The 19,790-nt window shown below is 37.9% G+C and carries 22 protein-coding genes; 3 read left to right on the plus strand and 19 right to left on the minus strand.

Features of this window, described 5'->3' with window-relative positions; translation table 11 throughout:
* Positions 1-117 precede the first annotated feature (117 nt).
* The 18 genes from CRT24_RS01985 to CRT24_RS02065 form a co-directional block, all read right to left on the minus strand.
* A complete protein-coding gene (locus tag CRT24_RS01985; RefSeq protein ID WP_099369586.1) occupies positions 118-639 on the minus strand; it encodes a hypothetical protein in 522 nt (173 codons plus the stop codon).
* On the minus strand, positions 636-803 hold the full coding sequence (locus tag CRT24_RS20765; protein WP_180269041.1) for a hypothetical protein: 168 nt from the start codon (positions 801-803) through the stop codon (positions 636-638). Before CRT24_RS20765 ends, CRT24_RS01985 begins: the two co-directional genes overlap by 4 nt.
* Positions 800-1,138, minus strand: a complete 339-nt coding sequence (locus tag CRT24_RS01990) for a hypothetical protein (protein WP_099369587.1) — start codon at positions 1,136-1,138, stop codon at positions 800-802. The genes CRT24_RS20765 and CRT24_RS01990 overlap by 4 nt, the downstream gene beginning before the upstream one ends.
* A gap of 4 nt (positions 1,139-1,142) precedes the next feature.
* A complete protein-coding gene (locus CRT24_RS01995; RefSeq protein ID WP_099369588.1) occupies positions 1,143-1,604 on the minus strand; it encodes a lysozyme in 462 nt (153 codons plus the stop codon).
* Between the two features lie 847 nt (positions 1,605-2,451).
* Positions 2,452-5,136: a hypothetical protein gene (locus CRT24_RS02005; protein WP_099369590.1), complete on the minus strand. Its 2,685-nt coding sequence runs from the start codon at positions 5,134-5,136 to the stop codon at positions 2,452-2,454.
* Positions 5,137-5,140: 4 nt separating this feature from the next.
* Entirely contained in the window at positions 5,141-7,516 is a 2,376-nt protein-coding gene (locus CRT24_RS02010; RefSeq protein WP_099369591.1) for a phage tail protein, read from the minus strand.
* A gap of 21 nt (positions 7,517-7,537) precedes the next feature.
* The gene (locus CRT24_RS02015) at positions 7,538-8,047 is read right to left on the minus strand and encodes a hypothetical protein (protein WP_099369592.1); all 510 of its coding nucleotides are present in this window, start codon (positions 8,045-8,047) and stop codon (positions 7,538-7,540) included.
* Positions 8,047-12,684: a hypothetical protein gene (locus CRT24_RS02020; protein WP_099369593.1), complete on the minus strand. Its 4,638-nt coding sequence runs from the start codon at positions 12,682-12,684 to the stop codon at positions 8,047-8,049. The genes CRT24_RS02015 and CRT24_RS02020 overlap by 1 nt, the downstream gene beginning before the upstream one ends.
* Positions 12,685-12,686: 2 nt before the next feature.
* Positions 12,687-12,860, minus strand: coding sequence for a hypothetical protein (locus CRT24_RS20770; RefSeq protein WP_180269042.1), 174 nt, complete (start codon positions 12,858-12,860; stop codon positions 12,687-12,689).
* A 26-nt stretch (positions 12,861-12,886) separates the two neighbouring features.
* Positions 12,887-13,393 (minus strand): hypothetical protein, encoded by a 507-nt coding sequence (locus CRT24_RS02025; protein ID WP_099369594.1) that lies wholly within the window; start codon positions 13,391-13,393, stop codon positions 12,887-12,889.
* Positions 13,394-13,481: 88 nt separating this feature from the next.
* Complete coding sequence (locus CRT24_RS02030) at positions 13,482-13,991, minus strand: hypothetical protein (protein WP_099369595.1); 510 nt, start codon at positions 13,989-13,991, stop codon at positions 13,482-13,484.
* A 2-nt stretch (positions 13,992-13,993) separates the two neighbouring features.
* On the minus strand, positions 13,994-14,413 hold the full coding sequence (locus tag CRT24_RS02035) for a hypothetical protein (RefSeq protein WP_099369596.1): 420 nt from the start codon (positions 14,411-14,413) through the stop codon (positions 13,994-13,996).
* Complete coding sequence (locus CRT24_RS02040; protein ID WP_144034481.1) at positions 14,410-14,802, minus strand: hypothetical protein; 393 nt, start codon at positions 14,800-14,802, stop codon at positions 14,410-14,412. The genes CRT24_RS02035 and CRT24_RS02040 overlap by 4 nt, the downstream gene beginning before the upstream one ends.
* Before the next feature lie 20 nt (positions 14,803-14,822).
* A complete protein-coding gene (locus tag CRT24_RS02045; RefSeq protein WP_099369598.1) occupies positions 14,823-15,164 on the minus strand; it encodes a hypothetical protein in 342 nt (113 codons plus the stop codon).
* Complete coding sequence (locus tag CRT24_RS02050; protein ID WP_099369599.1) at positions 15,161-15,487, minus strand: DUF6706 family protein; 327 nt, start codon at positions 15,485-15,487, stop codon at positions 15,161-15,163. The genes CRT24_RS02045 and CRT24_RS02050 overlap by 4 nt, the downstream gene beginning before the upstream one ends.
* 4 nt (positions 15,488-15,491) lie before the next feature.
* A complete protein-coding gene (locus CRT24_RS02055) occupies positions 15,492-16,580 on the minus strand; it encodes a major capsid protein (protein ID WP_099369600.1) in 1,089 nt (362 codons plus the stop codon).
* Between the two features lie 10 nt (positions 16,581-16,590).
* Complete coding sequence (locus tag CRT24_RS02060) at positions 16,591-17,130, minus strand: hypothetical protein (protein WP_099369601.1); 540 nt, start codon at positions 17,128-17,130, stop codon at positions 16,591-16,593.
* Positions 17,131-17,139: 9 nt separating this feature from the next.
* Positions 17,140-17,772: a hypothetical protein gene (locus CRT24_RS02065; RefSeq protein WP_099369602.1), complete on the minus strand. Its 633-nt coding sequence runs from the start codon at positions 17,770-17,772 to the stop codon at positions 17,140-17,142.
* A gap of 122 nt (positions 17,773-17,894) precedes the next feature.
* Between CRT24_RS02065 and CRT24_RS02070 the strand changes: the two genes are divergently transcribed.
* The 3 genes from CRT24_RS02070 to CRT24_RS02080 all read left to right on the plus strand — a co-directional run bounded on the left by CRT24_RS02070 (position 17,895) and on the right by CRT24_RS02080 (position 19,225).
* Positions 17,895-18,332 (plus strand): hypothetical protein, encoded by a 438-nt coding sequence (locus CRT24_RS02070; RefSeq protein ID WP_099369603.1) that lies wholly within the window; start codon positions 17,895-17,897, stop codon positions 18,330-18,332.
* A 113-nt stretch (positions 18,333-18,445) separates the two neighbouring features.
* The gene (locus CRT24_RS02075) at positions 18,446-18,982 is read left to right on the plus strand and encodes a hypothetical protein (protein ID WP_099369604.1); all 537 of its coding nucleotides are present in this window, start codon (positions 18,446-18,448) and stop codon (positions 18,980-18,982) included.
* A 24-nt stretch (positions 18,983-19,006) separates the two neighbouring features.
* A complete protein-coding gene (locus CRT24_RS02080; protein WP_099369605.1) occupies positions 19,007-19,225 on the plus strand; it encodes a hypothetical protein in 219 nt (72 codons plus the stop codon).
* A 13-nt stretch (positions 19,226-19,238) separates the two neighbouring features.
* Here CRT24_RS02080 and CRT24_RS02085 read toward each other — a convergent pair whose 3' ends face one another.
* Positions 19,239-19,715 carry a hypothetical protein gene (locus CRT24_RS02085; protein ID WP_099369606.1) on the minus strand — a complete coding sequence of 159 codons (477 nt, stop codon included), beginning with the start codon at positions 19,713-19,715 and terminating at the stop codon, positions 19,239-19,241.
* Positions 19,716-19,790: the final 75 nt, after the last annotated feature.

Raw genomic sequence — 19,790 nt, forward strand, 5'->3', positions numbered from 1 at the left:
TTTTATGGTTACTTTTTATCACAACTCCTGGAATTTTTTCATATTAATAATTGATTTGGTATATTTTGCAAATATATTATTTTTCAATAATTCAAGAAATACGGTTTTCCGTAAATTCTACTTTTTTTTCATCCCAAAGAACCACCAACAGACCCCGATCAATATCACAAGGAAAGCAATGGCCCATCCTATTTTACTGACAAATATTCCCCATTTATCAGGTTCGCTGTTCTTTACAAATGAACTTTGCTTTTGTTCCAATTTACCATTCTCATTAGATGCACTGTCTGCCTTCTGATCTAATGTATTCTTTATATCATTGGCAATATTCTTGGCCTCATTGCTGTTCCTTCTTGCCTTTTGGATTATACTGTCAGCATGGAACGTCATAGAGCCATCAGGATTAATCTTTACTTCAGTTCCCTTAGTTGGATAGACCTTTGTGCTTTCATCGCTCTGGACGTTTGATTTGACATCAGTTTTGGATCTGTCCACTTGCTCCTTTTTGGTATCGGTACTGACTTTGACATCCTTACTCACCTCTATGCTCGAAAGCGTTTTATCAATCTTCTTTGATTTCTTGAAAAGTCCGCACCCGGTCAATAGAGCGCAGACCATTACCATTATAAATATTCTCATAATTGTTCGATCTTCTGTGAAATACTATCTAGCTTATTGGATATCGTATCGAGTTTGATAACAATGTTTTCAATAGGCTCGGCCAGTTCATTCCTTTTGCTTGGCTCGCTCTTTGGATGATAGCTTACGGTTATCACCAAGAACACTAATACAAACCATCTCATTTCTTTGCTCCTTTCCTTAGTTTCTGTTGTTGAGCAACACTATCAACACGGATTGCAGCACTGTCCACCTTGGTAGCGGCTTCATTTACCCTGTCAACTGCAGGCGTCACCTGTTTCCTTACTTCCTCGATCATCTGTTGGTAAAGCCTGTCCTGCATCTGGATCATCTTGTCGTTCTGGCTGTCGCCCCTATCCGTTACCCAATAGAGGACAAACCAGAAAACCGACACCACAACCATCAATGCATAGGTAACAGGATGGCTAACTATCTGCATGAAAGTTGGCTGTTTGCTACCTTTTGGTTGTGGCTGTTGCTCTTTTTCTAACTCGTTCATTCCCTTACTTACTGAAATATAAATCCGCTTCTGCTTTTCTCCTTCGTGTCAATCCTGCATAGACTTTTCCTCCTGCCTTGTTCCACCTCATGAACTGATTGCGGATATCAGCATCACAGGGATTGTTGTTTACACGTTTGGCCAATGTCGAACTGGCAAGATTAGTTCCTCCCAAATTGTAGGTAAAGCTTACCAGTGCATCGAACTGATTTTGATTTAGGCAAACCTTGATCACTCGATTAACATCGTTTTCGTACCTAACAAGGATATTCTTAAACAATTCCCTTGCACGTTCTTCAGTGATCTTATCGCCACGCTTAACTTTCGTTCCATCCTCGTAATAAGTAGAGCCTATTCCTATAGTCCAAACTCCTACTACATCCTGATATGCCGTAAGGTATTTCTTTAGGTTCCCACCTACTTCAAAATCCTCTATCAGCTTTAATCCCTTTTCTCCTGTTTTCATCTTTCCCTGATTTTTTCCTATATTAAACTCAACTATTTATCATTGTAGTTTCGTTATCAGCCCGGTGTTCGTTTCAATTGCGCCGGGCTTGCTTATTTTTGTTATATTTGACCAATGCATGGCGAAATGCATTTTTTGTTATTTAAACCCAACTGCATATGCGCTGTTGGGTTTTTTGTTATATTTGCACTTGCATGAAAATCATGCGTTAATTAGATAGTTACCCGGCGCAAGGGACAGCGCTGGGTTTTTTGCGCCCTAATGTACAGTACAGTCCTTTGATTTTATTCCCATAACTTTAAGAACATATTTATATAGTTTAGTACTAGCCTGGCGGATACCCCATGTACGTCAGGCTTTTTTTATTTCACCTAATTTTTCCTATCTTTAATTCGTTAATGTATACTACATAACATTTTTTTACCCCAAGCCCAATGAAAGGACATCATTGGGCTTTTTTTCATCCCCTAATTTTTGTTATCTTTATATCTCTACACATGTGGAATGTTTTTCAAAAGCAGCCCGATAGTACCTCGAACTATTGGGCTTTTTTGTTTTATTTTCTTAACTTTAATCACATTCTATAATCTAAATTGGTTTAAACGGCCCGGCAACTCATGATGTTGGGCTTTTTTGTTTACCTTTGATAAGTTTAGTCCGATGCCACACATCGGAACTCGTTTTTTTAGCCCAGCGGTTTCCGATCCGTTGGGCTTTTTATTTAAGTAACCTTTTTTACTGTTTTCATTTCTCATTAATTTTTCTATCTTTTTTAGACTGATACCACACATATCAGTACTCGATTATTTAAACCCAATGGATATCTCTCATCCATTGGGTTCTTTATTTAAAAATTAAAATAATTCTCCATTAAATTCCAATAGACTTGATTACCCAACTTATTTAAATGTATTCCATCATATGTAAAGGTATATCCATCTTTGCCACTAGAAATAAGAGCGGAGGTATATATATTCGCTTGGTCAATTTCTGCTTTGTTTTTTGCTACTTCTGTTATTCTAGGAAATAGGTTTATGAACGGAACATTAATTTCATCAAACTTATAAAGCATATTATCTGCATCTGCTTGACAACTAACAAAACCATTAGTTGTGGTATATGCGTAAAGAAAATTGCCATTTGTATCTACAAAATTTGAATAAGTAGCTGCCCAAACATTTAAAGGAAGAACTAAATAACCTTTTGCTAATAGTGCATTGTATTTTGTTACAAACCTTGACCCATAGTTTGTAGAAGGATAGTTTCTAGCACCACTAACTACACCAAATTGTGTATTAAGTATAGGACATTGCCATACGATAAGATTGGGGTTAAATGAGTCTACCATCCAAGATTCATATCGTTGCAACATCGCTACATCATGACTCCCTTTACTTGCACAGATATAAGTGAACATATATTCAAATGGACTATATTCAATACCCCAATATCCGAATCTACCAACACCTACGTTTTGAACTGTAATTGTTTTTTCTGTTAGGTCAGTAAGGCTCCTAAAATTTAATCTTTTTTGAGCATTATCTGTATTAAATCCTAAGGAGGCGACTGTATCAACTTCTTTGAATGTGGTTGAATATCCGTTTGCTTCTACCCAATTTGTACCATCAAATACTTCTACCTTACCATTTCCGCCTGAAATAGAGACTACAGTAGAGGTTGCCCAAGCTTTATCAGTATGCACTATTAATCCTAATCTTTTAATATTAGCTGGCATTGAGAAAGATATCCCTGAGTTAGTTCCTCCATCAATTACTTTTGTTAATGGTAAATAGTATGAATTTCCTGTAAAACCCCAGTTTGTAGCATCTGATTGTAGAACAGAAGCTGTACCTCCCCCTAGTATTTCTGTAAAAACACCAGCATAATCATATCTTCTATACTTCTGCTGTTTCCATCTTAGTTTTTCTTCTAAGTAAGAGTTGAAATTATACTCTGTACAAAAAGGAGGTCTTTCATTAGCATCAGGTCTTTTATTTGTCCAGTTTAGATCTGTAGAAATACTATCCCCAATCTGAACCAATGTAACATCTTGTGTTCTTGATAAATACTTGTCAATAAAAGGCTGTAGCCATGTTTTTAACGGAGAAATAGATTTAATAGGCTTAGGTAGCCATGACGTGTCGATATTTGATTTCTCTAATGTATTTAATCTATCATCAATACTACCATTTACTTTTTTGTAGAATTTAACATATTCAATTAAAACCTCAATATTAGATGTTAAACCTATCATATACCCTACAAATCCTGTTCCTGATATATTAGTAGATAATAGTTCAATTTCAGCTGAATAAGTTTCCCAATTATTTGATGCTACAGTAATGGGAGCAGTTCTTTTTTGTCCTGGGGTATATGTGCCTAAAGTGAACTGAAATGATGAACCAGCTACTTTTTTCATCCTTATTTCACAAACCCAAGTCCCTACTGTAGCTGGAACTGACGACTGAAGAACACCAACATTAGGGTTGGAGCTTGTTGTGATATGTAAATTACCATCTTGGATATCCATGGTAAATAAATTTTCATTCTTTGTCCAATCTACTAGCCCATTATTAAAATTATTATTTCTTAATTTGTTCTCTACACCAACTGTTTCCACTACTGGCTCAACAACTTTTACACGTGCATCTAAATTATTAACGTTTGAAAAAAGGCTATTATCAACTGTTGAATAGCACTTAACATAATCCACTTCTACTTGAGCATCTTTTGGAATAGAGATTAAAAAAGTCTTATTACCTGTTGCTGTGACATTAATAGTACCTTTATAAACATTCCAATCTGTATTGGATAGAGTGAAGTTAAAAGTGGTATTTGAAGTGACCCCAGCCCTGAGAATTATTGAAGCCGAAGAAGTTCTTCTAACTCTAATTTCAATATTGTAAATCCCGGATGCCATTGATGGAATTGATTGTGTAACTGCAGGATCAGTTCCTCCCGTGGTGTTTACCGATAAAACACCATCAACCACTGATATCGTTACGGGTATTTCATTTTTTGACCAGTTTGTGATACCATTCGTAAAATCTCCATTAATGATTCTGTCATTAACCCCTATTTGATTCTTTATCTTGTCTACCTCATCAATATTATCACTAACTAGTTTTTGCGACGCCCCTGCTGTAGTTGACGTGCCTTTAGTGTTGGAAATAACGGTCTGCGGCAACGCCCCCATGTCTTTAAGTGACCAAGAAGAGCCGTTCCAATAGGCTTTCCATCGCCTGTCAGCATCTGCCAAAACAGGACCTGATCCGAAGTCATACCACTTACCGCTAGCTACTTCTGCTGTTCTTTGTTCTCCTGAAGGACCATTGGCCACGACAAGGGCAGTAGCTGAGCTGTCTCCTCCTACTAGGGGTTCAATTTCCGTTCCCTCGATCGTCAATAGCGCCTTAAGGGAAGCCTTGGTCATCCTTTTTCCTATCGGTGTGCCATCGTCGACAACAATATTTTCAAAATCCAGAGCTTCATCAAGTTCCGGTATCGTTTTCGCACCTCTTTCTTTTGCCATTTCACTATTCGTTTGTATCTGTAATACTTGTTATTAATCCCTTATTGATGTGAAGGTATTTTACTCCACTACCATCGTTGAATGGTTGCACTGTGTTAATTCCATATTCATTTCCTGCCAGGCTCGTTACTTTGATCCTGCCCATCTCAATATCCAATGCATTCTTATTTTCTGCCCCCATATTAATCTTCAATCCTGCATTCAATGGATGCGCTCCTGAATTGCTCAGATAAAGAGCGGAACCAAAAGAATTGGTTTGCATTCTTGCTACCTCAGGAGTTGAACCTATCAGTAACCTATGGTCTTCCCAAGTAATTCCAGTCCGCTTGATATAAAACTTTACCCCATCAATAGAACTTGGAGCATAGTACAATCCATCTTCATTTATTTTGAAACCTGCTACTTCGCTATTACCCGTTATCTTAAGGTTTGTTGCTTCAATTTCCTGAGCAAACAATCTTACCACGTTAATCATATAAGCAGTCAACATATCAGTTTCAATCTGCCCTCCTGAGATAAGCGTAAACCCTTTGGTTGCACGGAAACTACGTTCGCCATCGATAACCGATGAGAGTATGCCCATATTGAAATGCCAAAAACCAGCTTCGCTTTCCGTTGTTTGCAAAGTTTCGTTAAGCACCCATTCGCCTGTTAGCGTGGTTTTACTACACCTTGCGGATAGGTAGTAAGCCTTTTCCGGTATCAACCCAGTTTGAGAAAATGCAGGTAAATCCCATATGTACATCGTCGGGGAAATCTGATATGCCTTATGCACCAATGTAGTTGCCGAAAGCGAGAATTCCGTTTCGCTCATGGTAAATGTCGGACTAGGGGATAGGGTGAACAATTGTGAAGGTGTACCGAAATAAGCAACCAAGGCTTCCATCATAGGTTGTTGCAAATTTCCATCAGGATCGAACACCATCTTGCGGAATTCCTCTATAGCCAATACATTCCTGCGGTCAGCTTCCCAACTATCCTTGGAAACCTGAGTGACAACCTGCTTGGTTTCTTTTATATCTTTCTCTATCTTCTGTACAAAAGTGTAGGTGATGTCATTGCCAACTTCACAATTGAATTTCATTCCCTGAATTAGCACGTCTGGAAACAAAGCTGGATATTCAATGCTCGTAACACGGATATCGTCATCGATACCTAAGTCCGCATCCACCACATGAATAAAATCGCCCTCATTTGGATAGGTTGCCTTACGCTTAGCATCCAAGATGTCTATATCCAATTTGTATAAGACACGAGGTATCTTGTTAGAATTTAGATATTCAGTAGTGCGTTCCTCAAGTGCCAATAATGCAGCATCAACATAATTCGATGGCATCCTTATACCCACAAGGGTGTAGCTATCTCCAACCTCGGCAACCATCAACCCTGTAGGCATTAACCCACCGTTACTGTCCTTATTCGCTTCATATCGAATGCGCTTGTTAGCATGGTTGTAGGAAATAATCTTAAATTCCTCACCAATTAATGCGCCTGATTTGAAAACAATCTTTGCTTCAGTTCCATCAATTCGTTGTCCGTTCAGGTCAAAGTCAATTGTTGAATCTTCCAACTGGTAGGTGTTATCATTGATCTTTGCAACGGTTGTCGCTGTACTTGTCCTATTTGGAAATATTGTCTCATCGGAAAATGCTCCCTCCCGAACACCATACATCGCAATACTTGCTGCATCTTCAATTGGCTCTGCAAGCCGCAACACCTTCCCCGTATATCCCTGCGGAAGGTTATTCGAACCACCCGAACCAAAAGCACGGTTTACGATCCTTGCATTGTCAATCGATTCACGGGATAGAGAATATAACCCATTATCCTTTCCGTAAGCTACGTTGATACCTGTTACCTGCCCAACTGTTTTTTTTACGGTTATCTGTTTCCCTACAATCTGCCATTCACAGGAAAATGCCTGAGCTATCATATTGAGAGCAGAAAAGCAATCCACGCGATCGAAGCTTAAGGATGATGGTTCAGTAACTTCAACCTCTCCAAAGGTCCATCCGCTATCGCTCGCATTGATAGATTCTAAGAACATCAATAGGAAATCCGAAAGCGTACCGAAATAATCAAAGGTCAATGTGCCTTCGTCTTTCAGAATGTAACGCTCAAGCGTATGGCGCAATCCTTGAAATACAATTGTGGTTGAATATTGGAATGACGAAAGCTTCGATACACCAGGTTCTTTGTTGATGGTCATTAACTCACCTTTATAGGTCAAAGTATCACCAATTCTAAGATCCAATTTGCTAGCAGAACGAGTGGAAAAAGACAGTTCATGAGAACCCTGCAATTGCTTTGCAAAAGTTCCATCCTGTAACGGTAATTCCGCTACTTCTGTCAATCCCCTATATACTTTAATCTTGCTCATTATCCTATTCGCACTCTGCTATTAAAAATTCTGCTGTAAATCGTTTACTATGATATATTCGTCCTGCTCTGTCAATATGTAATCTGTGTCATCTGCTAAAAAGAACTCGGTCAATGTTGGTTTGAAATTATTCTCCAGCTTCAACACAAACTCGCAAAACAATTTTCCATTTGACCAAACAGGATTGATATGCCTAAATGAAGGTGAATCGATATACCTCAAGTGGAAGCCACGACCTAATGTTTCACTGAACAAGGTAAATCCTCCAGGTTGCGAGATGATGGATAGAATTGTCGACCTTTTTTCCTGAAAATCTGCAACATTATCAGCTACCAAATAACATCCGATTGAGTATTCCAAAGCTTCATAGTACGTAGGCGAAACCTCGTCATAGTCCTTACCGTGTTCGTCTGCCCAGTCGTTGAAAAATCTCTGTTTAGGCTTTGGTAATTGTCCAAGCTCATTATAGATACTATCTCTTTTGAAGTATAGCCCCAATCCTTCTGTATTTTCTTCGTTGATATTGAACATTATCCAGCATACCTCCTTCCAAGACTAGTGTCTATACTCTTTAAATGGATAACTGCTTGTTGTAACTCCTTGACCGTATTAGCAGTGTTTATGTCAATCGAATTTAGTCTTGTAAGACTGGCATTAGCAATTCCTACATAATCAACATGAGATTTGTTGGTGGAACGTAATATTTCTAATTGTTGCTTATTTAAATCCCATATCGCTCTATTTATTCCCAAATATTCTGAAAACTGTTCTTCTGTAGCTCTTGAAATACCTTCTGATCCAATTGCCCCACTACTTGCATTATCAGACAAATCTATGTTCAAGTCTTTTTGAAGCTGATCTAACCTATCTTTACCATTCTTTTCAATATTCTTCCATATATTTTCTAGCTCAGCTTTTTCAACATCGGTTAATTTATCTCCACTCTTTGCTAATTCATCGTATTTATCATAAAAAGCTTGCAATTCTTTTTCCAAGAACTCCCTGCTAAAAAGGTTCTTCAAGTAATCCTTCATTACATTGTCGAAACCCTTTTGCCAGGCATCAGCGGAATTCTCTCCATTGTTGAAGAAAAGGTTTTTTGTAACGTCAAGCACTCCCTTAAAGCTGATTCCCAACAATTCCTCCTTTAGTTTATTGGTTCCTTCTTTCCATATCTCGTATTGGTCAAGGATGTTCTGCACTTGAGTTCTTGTTGCTTCATCAAGCCCGCCATCGTTTACCATTTTCTGAAGGTTGATCAAGTGTTCTTTGGTGATGTCTTCTACCTTTGAAAATCCCAATTCTACCTTTTTTATCTTACCATATGAAATCATTGAATCAAGAATGTTATCACCAAAGAAATTCTGTTTACCATTATTTCTGTTGGTTATCCATTCATCGATCAATCTATCTCCCGTCAACTGGTACTTCTGACTGCTATTGACTTTCGATATGCTTTCATTTGCAGACTTATTGGCGACAGATATAGCTTTTCCGTAGGCCTTTACCCTTTCAACTCCATAAATATCTTCAACCAATTGTAATTGATATTGGAGAGCTTTGGTGATGGACTCTATCTGTTTCGATTGGTATTCATATGCATATTTAGCGTCCTCAGCTTCTCGTTGCCTTCTTTTTTCTGCACCCTTTTCAAAAATCCCTATTACACTACCTACAATACCTGCAACTGCACCAATGACAGGGAAGGAGCCACCTACCCCCCCTAATGCTTTTCCTAAAGCAGATCCTGAATTAGCTAATGATTTCGAAAGTTGTCCAACCGTGGTCAACATGTCCGCAATTGTCAACAAAGATCCTTTTAGAGTATCATCAAAATTTGCTGCTTGGTTTACCAATTGTTCAAACCCCGACACAGCATCTTGAATAATATCCCATTTCTGTTCTTTAGCTCCCTTTGAAGCTCTATTCAGAGGGGCCATTAAGTCTTTTTCAAGCTTATCAAGGACCTGTGATAACTCAGGATATTTTGACCTCATTCCGTCAATCAAATTTGTAAGCATCTGCTTTCCATTATCAATTGCTTCAGGTAAAACCCACGCCTGAGCATTTGAAATAGCCTCCATTGCCTCTTTCAATTTTGGCTCAGCTTCAATGATCGCTTGAAGTTCGTTCTTAAGGACATTATCAATTGCATCCTTTTGATCTTGGGTTGCATCTTTGCCTAATTGTGCAAGGGCATCGTTATGGGCTTTTCTTATTTTGGTTTCCTTGTCGGTAAAAGTTTCAGCCATTTTTAGCGCATCGGCATATTTGGCCATCTGCCTAGCTCTATCTTCTTTATCCAAAGATTCCAGTATCTCTTTTAGAGCTTTGGCTCTTTCCTCCTGAGCTTGAGTGAGCTTTATGTCTACACCAACAAATGAAGCAATAGAAGCCGTTTTTTGTAGAGCAATTATCTTGTTGTATTCATTCTGGATCGTAGCACGGTAATTTTTTGCTAACTCCGATTGTTTGCCAAACATCTTTTCGGCTGCCTCAACGCCGTTCTGCTCAACATATTCATTGTACTGAGTATAAATTTCCCTTTGGGCATTCAGTTCTTTCAGTAGTTTGGTAGTACTTTGACGTGTTTTGGCCTCAGTAATCTCGAATTCTTCAGAAGATGAAAGTCCAGAAACATCAACTAGTTTTCCTTTGTTCTTTGGATCTCGCTCAAACTTGGCAATTTCATCTCTGATCTGTCTGTACTTATCTTTGATGGATTCTATTTCCTGCTCATCTCTAGATAGGTTACTGTTCTTTACTTTTTCATTTACCTGATCAACTTTCAATTGAAGGGAAATAAGTCGTTCTACTGCCTGTCTTTCTTTTTCAAATTCAGATTCTCCTTTTTTAGATATTCCTTTAGAGGATTTGATAGACATATCATCATAAAGCTTTTGCCATTTGTCTACTTCTTTCTTAGCTTGGGCTCTAGCTTTATCTCCTACTGAATTATCATATGCAAGGTTAGCCTCGGCCAATTTATCTGTAACTTCTTTCTTGGAGAATATATTCTTTGAGTGGCGTTCCTGAGTGGCCATTTCATCGGTAATACCCTTTGCATAGGTCAATGAGGCTTGAAGGGCTTGTTGTTGCTCAACTAAAGGTCTCCTAAGATCATTCAACAATTGAGTGGGTGATTTGCCTCCCCATCCTTTTTGTTGGTCATAAATCTTTTTAAATAGAGGGCTATCTAGGCTATAATTTGCTAATTCTTTATTAACCTGGGCCAACCTAGCATTTGAATCCTTAATAAATTCCTCTCTAGAAGAGGCACTGTACCCTTTGATGTTATCAAAGTTATTCTTATAGCTTTCTGTAAGTTTTTCAATATTGCTCGCGTTAGGCAATCCTGGATTGAAGATCTTTGAAATATTCTTTGAAAGATCCTTTTTGAAATTACTCCATTCCGTTGCAAGCCTGTTAGTTTTCTCGGCCAATGTATCGACCGCTTGACCCGATTTGGCCATTTCTCGATCAATGATATTACCTACTGAAGTTGCAAAATCACCAGTTTTTTCAATTTCAGCATTCAATTCTACTACTGAAATCCCAAGGTTGTCCAGCACAAGCTTAGATTTACGACCTAAACCGGTAGTAAATGATTGAACAAGGTAATCGACACTTTCTCCTGTTTCATTTGCCCTAACTGTAGCGAATTGCAAACCTTTGGCCAGGACATCCATTGGAATACGGAAGTTATCAGCTCTAATAGCTTGTTTCATCAATTCAAGATCAGAAACAGTATTTTTGGTAGCTGTACGTAATTTTTCCAATCCAGAAGTATCACCGATCCTTGCAAATCTTAGTTCAATACCTTCTGCCTGTTTAGCAATGTTGAAAAGTTCAACCCCAAACTGGACCAGTTGCTGCGTACCAAAGGCAATGCCCATTGCGCCAGCTATGCTTCTGATAGAATTGAAAGCAGATCCAATACCAGCGCTTTTAGTCCCGGATAAGGAGTTGTTTAGAACATCAATTTCAGAAGATAGCTGCTGATATTCTTTCTTTATCTTTCCACCTACATTGATATTGTTTCTCTGGGAAGCGGATAATTGATCATAGGTCTGCTTAAGCTTGGTTAACCTAGCTGTTTTCTCAGCAATGGAGCCTAAGGACTGCCTTTCAATATTATCAAGGGTAGTAATGGACTTTTGAGTCTCGGTTATCCGATTCTTTACTTCCCTTTGCTGTACACCTAAATCCCTAGAAGCTTCAATATACTGCTTTTCGGAAATGGCCCCATGTTCAAAAGAGTCTGAAAGCTCCTTCTGTGCAGCCGTGATATTCTTATTCTCCTGCCTTAAGGCAACGAGATCATTATTAAGTTTCTTGGCTTCTGGGCTGATCATTTGGAATGCCGAAGTAGCATCCTCCACCATTTCCCGATATTGAGAGGAAACGGAATCCAATATTGATTTTTGTTCCTTTACCTCAGTCGAAGGAACTAACCCCTTGCCAACATTCTTATTAAAATGTTCTTGGTTCAAATACAGCTCTTTTAAGCTGTTATTTATTGTCTCCGAACTCTTAGCATAATCTTGGTTTGAAATCGCCCCTTGCTTTAGCTTAGAGTCCAGTTCGGTCAACTCCTGATTTAGCTTATTGATACTTTCTTGGGTTGCTTTAGCAAATGATTCTGTAGCCGATAACGTAGGGCCGGAAGATCCTGAGCCGTGTGCATTGGCCAATTCATTAAGAGTGTCCTGTCTTGTGAATGCTGGTTTTCTTTCAGCTTCCTTATTGTATTGGGCTAATTGGTTCTTGTTATCTTTGATCTGTGCGCTTAACTTCTCCCTTAATTGGGTCAATTGCGCTGTTTTGTTGATATATTCCTGTTCAGTTATTACTCCATTCTTCAACTCCTTATTAAGGATAGTTTGCTCGTTTCGGATCTTCTGCAGTTGCAATTCTCCATTTGCAATTTTTGAATAGAAGTGACTTACTGAATCGTTAAAGGCATTGTATGATTGCGTTGCATCTTGAAAGATGGTCTTAAATTGAGAAGAAGTACCACCTATTACAGATGATACGTTTTTACCTACAGCTCCGGACGAGTTTAGGTTCTGAAGTTTTTTCAAGAAAGAATCTAGATCCTGCTCAGCCTGTTTACTGTCGAATTCAGCAGTAAATTTGAGAGGTTTTCCATCTAATTCTATAGCCATCTTTATTTTTTTCTTGATACAAATCTTGAAAGGAAATCCTTTCCTGTTATTTCAGAAGGTGCTTCAACTTTATTTCCTTCCTTGTCATATTTTGGGATGCTCATGTTCAAAAGGATTAAGTTCTGATAGGATATCTCGCTTATAGCCTCTTTATAACTCAATCGCCAATATTTCATGACGTTCCCAATTATTTCCCAGTGGTTTATTTTGTACTTACCGGGCTTTCTTTTTTGTTTTCCGGGGCTATTATCTCCTCCGCTTGCAGGCTCATCCCGTTTATCAAGATGATAGAACTCAGAAAAGACTCAACATTTATGGAGTCCTTTAAGAACTGGAATAATTCCATCTGTGTTTCTTCAGATAGGAAATACAATTCCCTTATCATCCATTTAGGCGGTTCAGTAAACGGGTGGTTATGCATTGCAATAGCAATTGCCATCACTAAATTATCCGTATGCTGATCACTCATAAGAAGTCCAGCTCTAGTTGCAGATACTCCCTGAGCAATTTTCTGAACATCCAATCTTAGAGCGTATTTACTGTACTTTGCCCTGGAACCGTAATTTATTGGTGAAATTTCCACCTCCCGGACCTGTTTCAAGATCTTGTATTTGAATAGGATCCTTTCAAACCAGTTTCTAGGATTAAGAATGAATTTGAATACTTTCCTTTCTTCAGATAAAGCACTAAAAATCTTTTCTTCTTGCATGTTTATTGGGTATAATAAATATAACAAATAGTTATATAAAAAGCCCAAGCTTTTGAAAATTCATGGGCTTTTTATAATATTTTGTTTTCTATGCCAAAGGCTCTTCCACGATAACATCTCCCATTGGGTGATCCTGTGCAGTGAAAGTAACTGTGATCGTCCCTAACGCACCTTTAGTTGTAGGCCAAGTGATCAAAGCTGATACGTGCGCATTTGGAAAAATGATCTTAAAATCATCCAAGGTCACAATTTCCACTGCCTTATTAATTTCCACTTGCTCCGATCTAGACCAACGTTTGCCAACCTCTGCTGTAGCAGGAGTAACTGTTCCTCCTTTAACCGCTTGAATTTGATCGGTCGAAAGATCGTACAACTGAACTGTATAGGTTGTTTCACCATCAGCTGTTGTGATTTTGCGGTATGTGCCTCGTTTTTGCTCGATCTGGATGTTCTCGGTTGTAGGCTCCGTTTCAGTGACACTGGCCGAACCAACTTGAGCATCATACAGTTCAACGTCAAAGGCTGCCGGTAATGCAGCGGCTACGACATCGGCTATCTTTAAGCTTTTAAGTCCTAGACTTGAATTTTGTACTGCCATCTCTATAAATTTTTTATGGTCAATTTTACTCTGTTGTTAATTATCGTTTGCTCGTTTTCTGGAAGTATCTGCTGATTTACCAACTCTAGAAGAATAAATTTTTGCTTGTCATAGACTTCTTTGAGAATTAAGTTCAGCAATCCACATAGGGTCTTTATACGCGCATCATTTGGGATATCCCTCATTCGTGTAAGCTTTCCATCAATGGTTATTGAGTATTCAGGATTCGGGACAAATAGATTGATGTTCAAAATACCCCCTTGGAGTTGGTCAAAATCTAAGTTCAGAGCATTGATGACAATATCCTCTTTGTCGCTGTTTGTGGGCCTCAGATACCTTCTTATTGCTCCTGTAATGGTAGCTTTAAGAGGACTGTTCCATATAACAGAAAAACCGAAATCAATCCCTTCCGCTGCTGTCATATCAAATTCTGTAATAGTTTTGCCAATCTCATTGAACTACCGGATATAACCCATTTGTTATCCCTTGCTTCAACATATAAGGCGTAATCTTCACCAGCTACCAACATCATTCCCAAGCCAGTTGAAGGAATATTATTTTGAGCAACCTGTTTACCTTTCTCCAACCCATCGGATCCAGCGCTAACAGCTTCAAAATTCTCATGGACAATCATCCCATTTCTGAATACAACAGCTCCTAAAGAACTTCTAAGGTTGTAGGTATGGTTCATAAAGTCTGCATTCTGTCTAAGATCGCTTGCTGACTTATCAGCTAATTCGATAAGTACTAAAATTGCTTTATCATCAATAGAATCCCTGAAATTCTTAAAGTGGTCCTTAATGACCGACATATTGAATTGGGGCTTGATGTTTATTTTAACCATATCCTTGTAACTCGTTGTCCGGTTTCAAACTTCACAACTTCACCTTCTCCGAACACTTTACCAGTTTTTACGACCGTTACGACTACCCTTGTGTTAATAGGCAATTCTTCCAATTTGGTATTGGTAAAGATCAGATAGTTATACTCCAACCTAAAACCATCCTTTACAGGTGTAAGTCCATCGGTTGTATTGCTTTCGGTTCTGCAGTGACTTGTAACCTCTACCGTTTCATTTTCAGGGAACACCCAATTTCCATCAGCATCCTGATAAGGATCCTCTGACTTAACAATCGTCGCTTTTAGCGTATGTATTCTCCTTTTAATGCTCATCGCATTCTACTGATGTTGGTAATGGTAACTTTTCCTGTAAGGGCGTTTACAATATCCTTTCTTCCGTATTTACGAGCTAAATAAAGAAGCCTTTCACGCATTAGTTTTGGATCCCTAGAAATACTCAATTGGCTTTCTGTTTCCGAGGTAACAATGTACATCTGAAATAAAAGGTCAATGATACTTCCTTCAACTACAGCTCTCAAGCTTGCATCATACTGATCACTCCCACTAAGGCCTGCATTGATCAATGCAAGCTCGATCGCTGAATCCTCTGCATCTTCTATACCCAAAAATTGCTGAAAGGCTCCTTCTATTGTCATTTTATTAGCCCAATGTTTTTACGATACGAATAGATTTCGCTGCTTTGAAACCAGGGAATGCGTTCCATTCTGCTTCTGTGATTTCTGCAAGTGGCTTGCGTTCTCTCCATCTTGATAACAAGATATTGTCGGAAACAACATATTCGATTCCGTTAACTGGATTTAATTGCTCATCAGCTAGTGCATTGTGAATAACACCAAGTTCTCCGCCTGGGATGAAAATTGCATTATCGCCATTCCATGAACTGAAGCTTGATTGAACTCCATCCTTTTCCACTGCTGCTTTATCGTCAACAATTTCGAATACTGGCAATAAGTTCTCTTCAAGAGCAGCGTTTACGTTGTTTAATGTTGGAACGTACTTAGCATTGCTATTCCCAATGTAGGCTTTTACATATGCCTGAACTGATTTGTTGTTAGCGATTTTACGCCACAACGTACGCTTGATCAGCATTTTCTCTACTGGCTGAGCGTCCGTAGCATCTTCTGATGCTTCAAACTCTCTGGTAATATCAGCAATGATATCAGTATCGGGATTTCCCCAATCTCCAGATGATAATGAAATGTTATCATCCGCAAGTACTGGTACGTCAAATACAACACCGTCAGGGTTATTTGAAGTATCGATTGTAATTCTTCCGGTAGACAAGCCTTGCTTAACCATACTATCCACACGACGTGAAACTGAGTTACGAGTGTATAGATAGTCATCGATCATACTAGCGATAACAGATGTCAATCTTTGGGAAGATGATACTGTAGGAGACGTTAATAGCAACTCAATATTTCTCAATTCTTGAGCATTCAGTTTACGTCTCACACCAATAGGAGGAACTTCTCCTTTTAGTTTCTCGATTCCCTTGCGTGCTCTCAATGTGAATTCAGATTCACGGCTAGCAACAGTAGCTAAGGATTCAATGCCATCTTCACCGATAATGGTTGTAAAGTCCAAGGAAACACTCGGAGCTTCTACACGAAAGTATTTTTGGTACCAAGTAGGGGCAAATCTTGAATTGTTTGTTTCCAGAATTACATCTGGAGTTAATCCCTCAGCAGCCAAAAATGCTATTAATTTTGATTTTTGAAATTCCATTTTCCCCTACTTATTTAGTTTGTGAAAAAATTACGTTCGGTAAGTTCGCTTTTGTCGCTTCGGAAATATATCCAATACGTCTAGCGTATACCAAACCTCCAACAACTGCTGTAGCAAAGTGCACATTGCCAGTTTTAACTTCAACTGGGTTGTACAACAAAGCATTTCCATCTCCGGATCCAATTTTAGACCCAATTGGCAATGCTACTCCGTAAGCTTCAGCAACGGTTATTACATCATGAGTGGTTAACGATTTATCGATTTCAGTAATTTCTTTACCGCCGATTTCATCACCTACGGCCAAAGCATGGCCTTTTGCAACTTCAACTTCTGTGTCTGTGGCAATTACAGCTTTTGATAGGACAGCCGATTTAACAGCTATTGCAGTCCTGGCATCTTCATCAACCATGATTGCATTTCCCGAGCCTATAATTGCTCCGTTTGGAAAACCAGACACATCAAGAGTGAAGCCACCTGTCAGCACTTGTAACGATTTGTCGTGGTGAAATACTGGTACACCAGCATTATATGTTTCTCTTTGAGTGTTCATTTGTACCTCCTAATTGTTTTTTTGAAGCTCATTTTGAGCTTTCATTTTGTCAAGAATCTGTTTTCCCGTTGCTGTTAAAGTTTTAGAGGGTTCTGGTAACTTTCCTGCTGAGTTTGGCTTGCCAGGCGAACGATCGTTAGAAGCTTTTTTTACATAGTTATTGCTCCATGATTTTAATTCTTCCATTGCGCTGTCAAAATCTTCCTCTTTGGATGGTTTCCATTTTTCAATAAGAACAGGATCTTCAATGCCGTTTGCTTCAGATAATTTTTGCCATTTCTGACTAAGTGTTAACTCATCATTTTGGGATTGAAGGTTGTCAACTTTTTTAAGCAATTCCGCTAATTGTGCTTCAATACCGGTAGGTGCTGTAGCTGGATTATTGGGATTGGGAGCCGGATTGGGATTTGCTGGCGTTGGGTTCTTTTTCTTGTAATCATTGATGTATCGAGTGTTTTCCGATTGCATCAAATCGATCATAGGCATAGCACCGTTAATTGCAGCTGAAATTTCCTCGTCCGTGCTTTCATCAGTCAGTCCGCCTGTAAGGTTTGTCGCCAACCCTTGTACGGTCTTTTCTCCGAACCCCTTACTTGCAACTAAGGGTTTCAAAGTAGATAAAACTCTTTCTTGAATATTCATTGTGTATTTTTTTGATTAATATCAGTAGTACAAAACTATCCAATAGCTAAGGCTAGACTTAATTTTTAGGCTTTGAATATCCTGTCATAATATTTTGGCAGGATTTTATTTACCTTAGAGGTATGAAAAAACTATTATTAACCATATTGCCTATTTTATTTCTTATTTTTAGTTGTGGAGAGATCCAAAAAAAAGTTAATGATGAAAAGATTTTCTACCATAAATTGGATTCATTAAAAAGCGAGTATATTGGGAAAGAAATCACCATTTCCAAAAGGAAATTTGATGAGGTAGCAGATCCTGCCACTGACTTGTATCTGTTTACAAATGCTGACAAGGACAATCTGTCCGAAAAAGTAAGGTTTTGGGATGGAGCTAAATATATTCTATCCTATGATCAGATCCCATCTTACCAATACCGTGACAACATATTAAGCAAAAATCTATTGTTGAAGGTTGAGTTTGCAACTGAAGGCTATACACCAAGCGAAGGATGGATAAGTTTGGAGAATATTAAGGAGTTTCAAGCGATTGAACCTTATTTGAAATCAATTAAATAAAATTAAATCAATATTTATGGAAATATTTGGTCATACAAAATTTGAACTAATCAGCTCGGATGCATCGGATTACTGCCTATAAAAACTATTATTAAACCAATATTTATTACGACATGTCACCTCAAGAATTTATTATAAAATATTGGTCTCAAATTTCGGTGATGATGACGATATTTTTTGGAGGGATCTGGAATGTATCAAAATTGTTTTTAGATTGGAAAATCAATCAAGAAGAGATTAAGTATTCAACCATATTTACCAAAAGAACAGTTTCTTTGGAAGATTATATTTTTAATACCATGCAATTTGATAGGTTTTTTAAAAACTTACCATATTATGACATTGGATCCCAAAAAATTAGTCCTAAAGAGGTGGATGAATTGGTAGAAAAATACCAAGTTCCATTTTTACGTTCAAGCAGCAGCTTTAAAATATTTGCAAAAAAGTCCGATAGGTCTATAATTAATAGATTAGATGAGGTTTTTTTAGACAATAAAAAGCAGTTAAGTAAATTATTGTTTTCAAATTTATCTCAAAACGAAGTATATCATCCAGATGATTATTATAGTACTATAATAGAAAACGGAAAGGAAATAAATAATTTATTGGAAAGATTAATTCTATCTGCAGAACTTAATAAAAACCAATAATTAAGAATTTATTAAACAACAACAATGAAACAAATCATAACCGAACGCATTACCCTTCCACGTGATCTTTTCTTTGATATAGAGGGAACTTCTCATCTACAGGAAAGGATAAACCTTAGAGTAAAGGACCTTAGGGAGAAGTACAGCAGGGTAGAGTATCTGGACCACAAGCTAGAGGAAGGCTACTTGGATACCAGTGTGGATGCAGAGTTTGTTTTTTCGGCAGTTTTTGAGGTGGGGTGAGGGGGATTTTGCATTATTGATACCTTCGAGATTCAGCTCGTTTCATACCTTCGGACCATACGTGTTTAAATTCATTACAGTCTATCCATTTACTTTTAAAAACTTGGTCTGAAGTAGTAGTTACGACAACTCTAATAATCTTAAAATCTTCATGGAGTTTTTTATTGAAAATATCCGAACAATATAACATTTGTCTTTTTGTGTAGTTTGGCTCTATAGGCCAAATAACTTCCTTATTGTAATTATCATCATATCCTTTTTCAACCTCACTTCCATTTTTAAATTCAAAAAAAATATCATCCACCTCAGTTTTGGTAGAACCGACATTTGTTAACTTGACAATAATTGATGGAGTACAAGCACCTGGAACAATAGCAAACGTTTCAGGTTTTAATTTTAATACTATTCTTGCTTTTTTTAGATAACGAAGAATATACCATGTAATTACTGATCCTAAAATTCCAATTATAAAAGCGTAAAAAGTATTCATAAATAATTTAAGTTTGGAATTCAAATATACCAGAATAATACCTACTTCCCAACGACTGGATATTTAAGATCTTTC

The sequence above is a fragment of the Sphingobacterium sp. 1.A.5 genome (assembly GCF_002734235.1).
In the GTDB taxonomy this organism is placed as follows: Bacteria; Bacteroidota; Bacteroidia; order Sphingobacteriales; family Sphingobacteriaceae; genus Sphingobacterium; species Sphingobacterium daejeonense.

What these genes read in the sequence shown, in the direction of transcription:
- CRT24_RS01985 (WP_099369586.1), bottom strand. Translation starts at nt 639, where the DNA reads ATGAGAATATTTATAATGGTAATGGTCTGCGCTCTATTGACCGGGTGC.
- CRT24_RS20765 (WP_180269041.1), bottom strand. Translation starts at nt 803, where the DNA reads ATGAGATGGTTTGTATTAGTGTTCTTGGTGATAACCGTAAGCTATCAT.
- CRT24_RS01990 (WP_099369587.1), bottom strand. Translation starts at nt 1,138, where the DNA reads ATGAACGAGTTAGAAAAAGAGCAACAGCCACAACCAAAAGGTAGCAAA.
- CRT24_RS01995 (WP_099369588.1), bottom strand. Translation starts at nt 1,604, where the DNA reads ATGAAAACAGGAGAAAAGGGATTAAAGCTGATAGAGGATTTTGAAGTA.
- CRT24_RS02005 (WP_099369590.1), bottom strand. Translation starts at nt 5,136, where the DNA reads ATGGCAAAAGAAAGAGGTGCGAAAACGATACCGGAACTTGATGAAGCT.
- CRT24_RS02010 (WP_099369591.1), bottom strand. Translation starts at nt 7,516, where the DNA reads ATGAGCAAGATTAAAGTATATAGGGGATTGACAGAAGTAGCGGAATTA.
- CRT24_RS02015 (WP_099369592.1), bottom strand. Translation starts at nt 8,047, where the DNA reads ATGTTCAATATCAACGAAGAAAATACAGAAGGATTGGGGCTATACTTC.
- CRT24_RS02020 (WP_099369593.1), bottom strand. Translation starts at nt 12,684, where the DNA reads ATGGCTATAGAATTAGATGGAAAACCTCTCAAATTTACTGCTGAATTC.
- CRT24_RS20770 (WP_180269042.1), bottom strand. Translation starts at nt 12,860, where the DNA reads ATGAAATATTGGCGATTGAGTTATAAAGAGGCTATAAGCGAGATATCC.
- CRT24_RS02025 (WP_099369594.1), bottom strand. Translation starts at nt 13,393, where the DNA reads ATGCAAGAAGAAAAGATTTTTAGTGCTTTATCTGAAGAAAGGAAAGTA.
- CRT24_RS02030 (WP_099369595.1), bottom strand. Translation starts at nt 13,991, where the DNA reads ATGGCAGTACAAAATTCAAGTCTAGGACTTAAAAGCTTAAAGATAGCC.
- CRT24_RS02035 (WP_099369596.1), bottom strand. Translation starts at nt 14,413, where the DNA reads ATGACAGCAGCGGAAGGGATTGATTTCGGTTTTTCTGTTATATGGAAC.
- CRT24_RS02040 (WP_144034481.1), bottom strand. Translation starts at nt 14,802, where the DNA reads ATGTCGGTCATTAAGGACCACTTTAAGAATTTCAGGGATTCTATTGAT.
- CRT24_RS02045 (WP_099369598.1), bottom strand. Translation starts at nt 15,164, where the DNA reads ATGAGCATTAAAAGGAGAATACATACGCTAAAAGCGACGATTGTTAAG.
- CRT24_RS02050 (WP_099369599.1), bottom strand. Translation starts at nt 15,487, where the DNA reads ATGACAATAGAAGGAGCCTTTCAGCAATTTTTGGGTATAGAAGATGCA.
- CRT24_RS02055 (WP_099369600.1), bottom strand. Translation starts at nt 16,580, where the DNA reads ATGGAATTTCAAAAATCAAAATTAATAGCATTTTTGGCTGCTGAGGGA.
- CRT24_RS02060 (WP_099369601.1), bottom strand. Translation starts at nt 17,130, where the DNA reads ATGAACACTCAAAGAGAAACATATAATGCTGGTGTACCAGTATTTCAC.
- CRT24_RS02065 (WP_099369602.1), bottom strand. Translation starts at nt 17,772, where the DNA reads ATGAATATTCAAGAAAGAGTTTTATCTACTTTGAAACCCTTAGTTGCA.
- CRT24_RS02070 (WP_099369603.1), top strand. Translation starts at nt 17,895, where the DNA reads ATGAAAAAACTATTATTAACCATATTGCCTATTTTATTTCTTATTTTT.
- CRT24_RS02075 (WP_099369604.1), top strand. Translation starts at nt 18,446, where the DNA reads ATGTCACCTCAAGAATTTATTATAAAATATTGGTCTCAAATTTCGGTG.
- CRT24_RS02080 (WP_099369605.1), top strand. Translation starts at nt 19,007, where the DNA reads ATGAAACAAATCATAACCGAACGCATTACCCTTCCACGTGATCTTTTC.
- CRT24_RS02085 (WP_099369606.1), bottom strand. Translation starts at nt 19,715, where the DNA reads ATGAATACTTTTTACGCTTTTATAATTGGAATTTTAGGATCAGTAATT.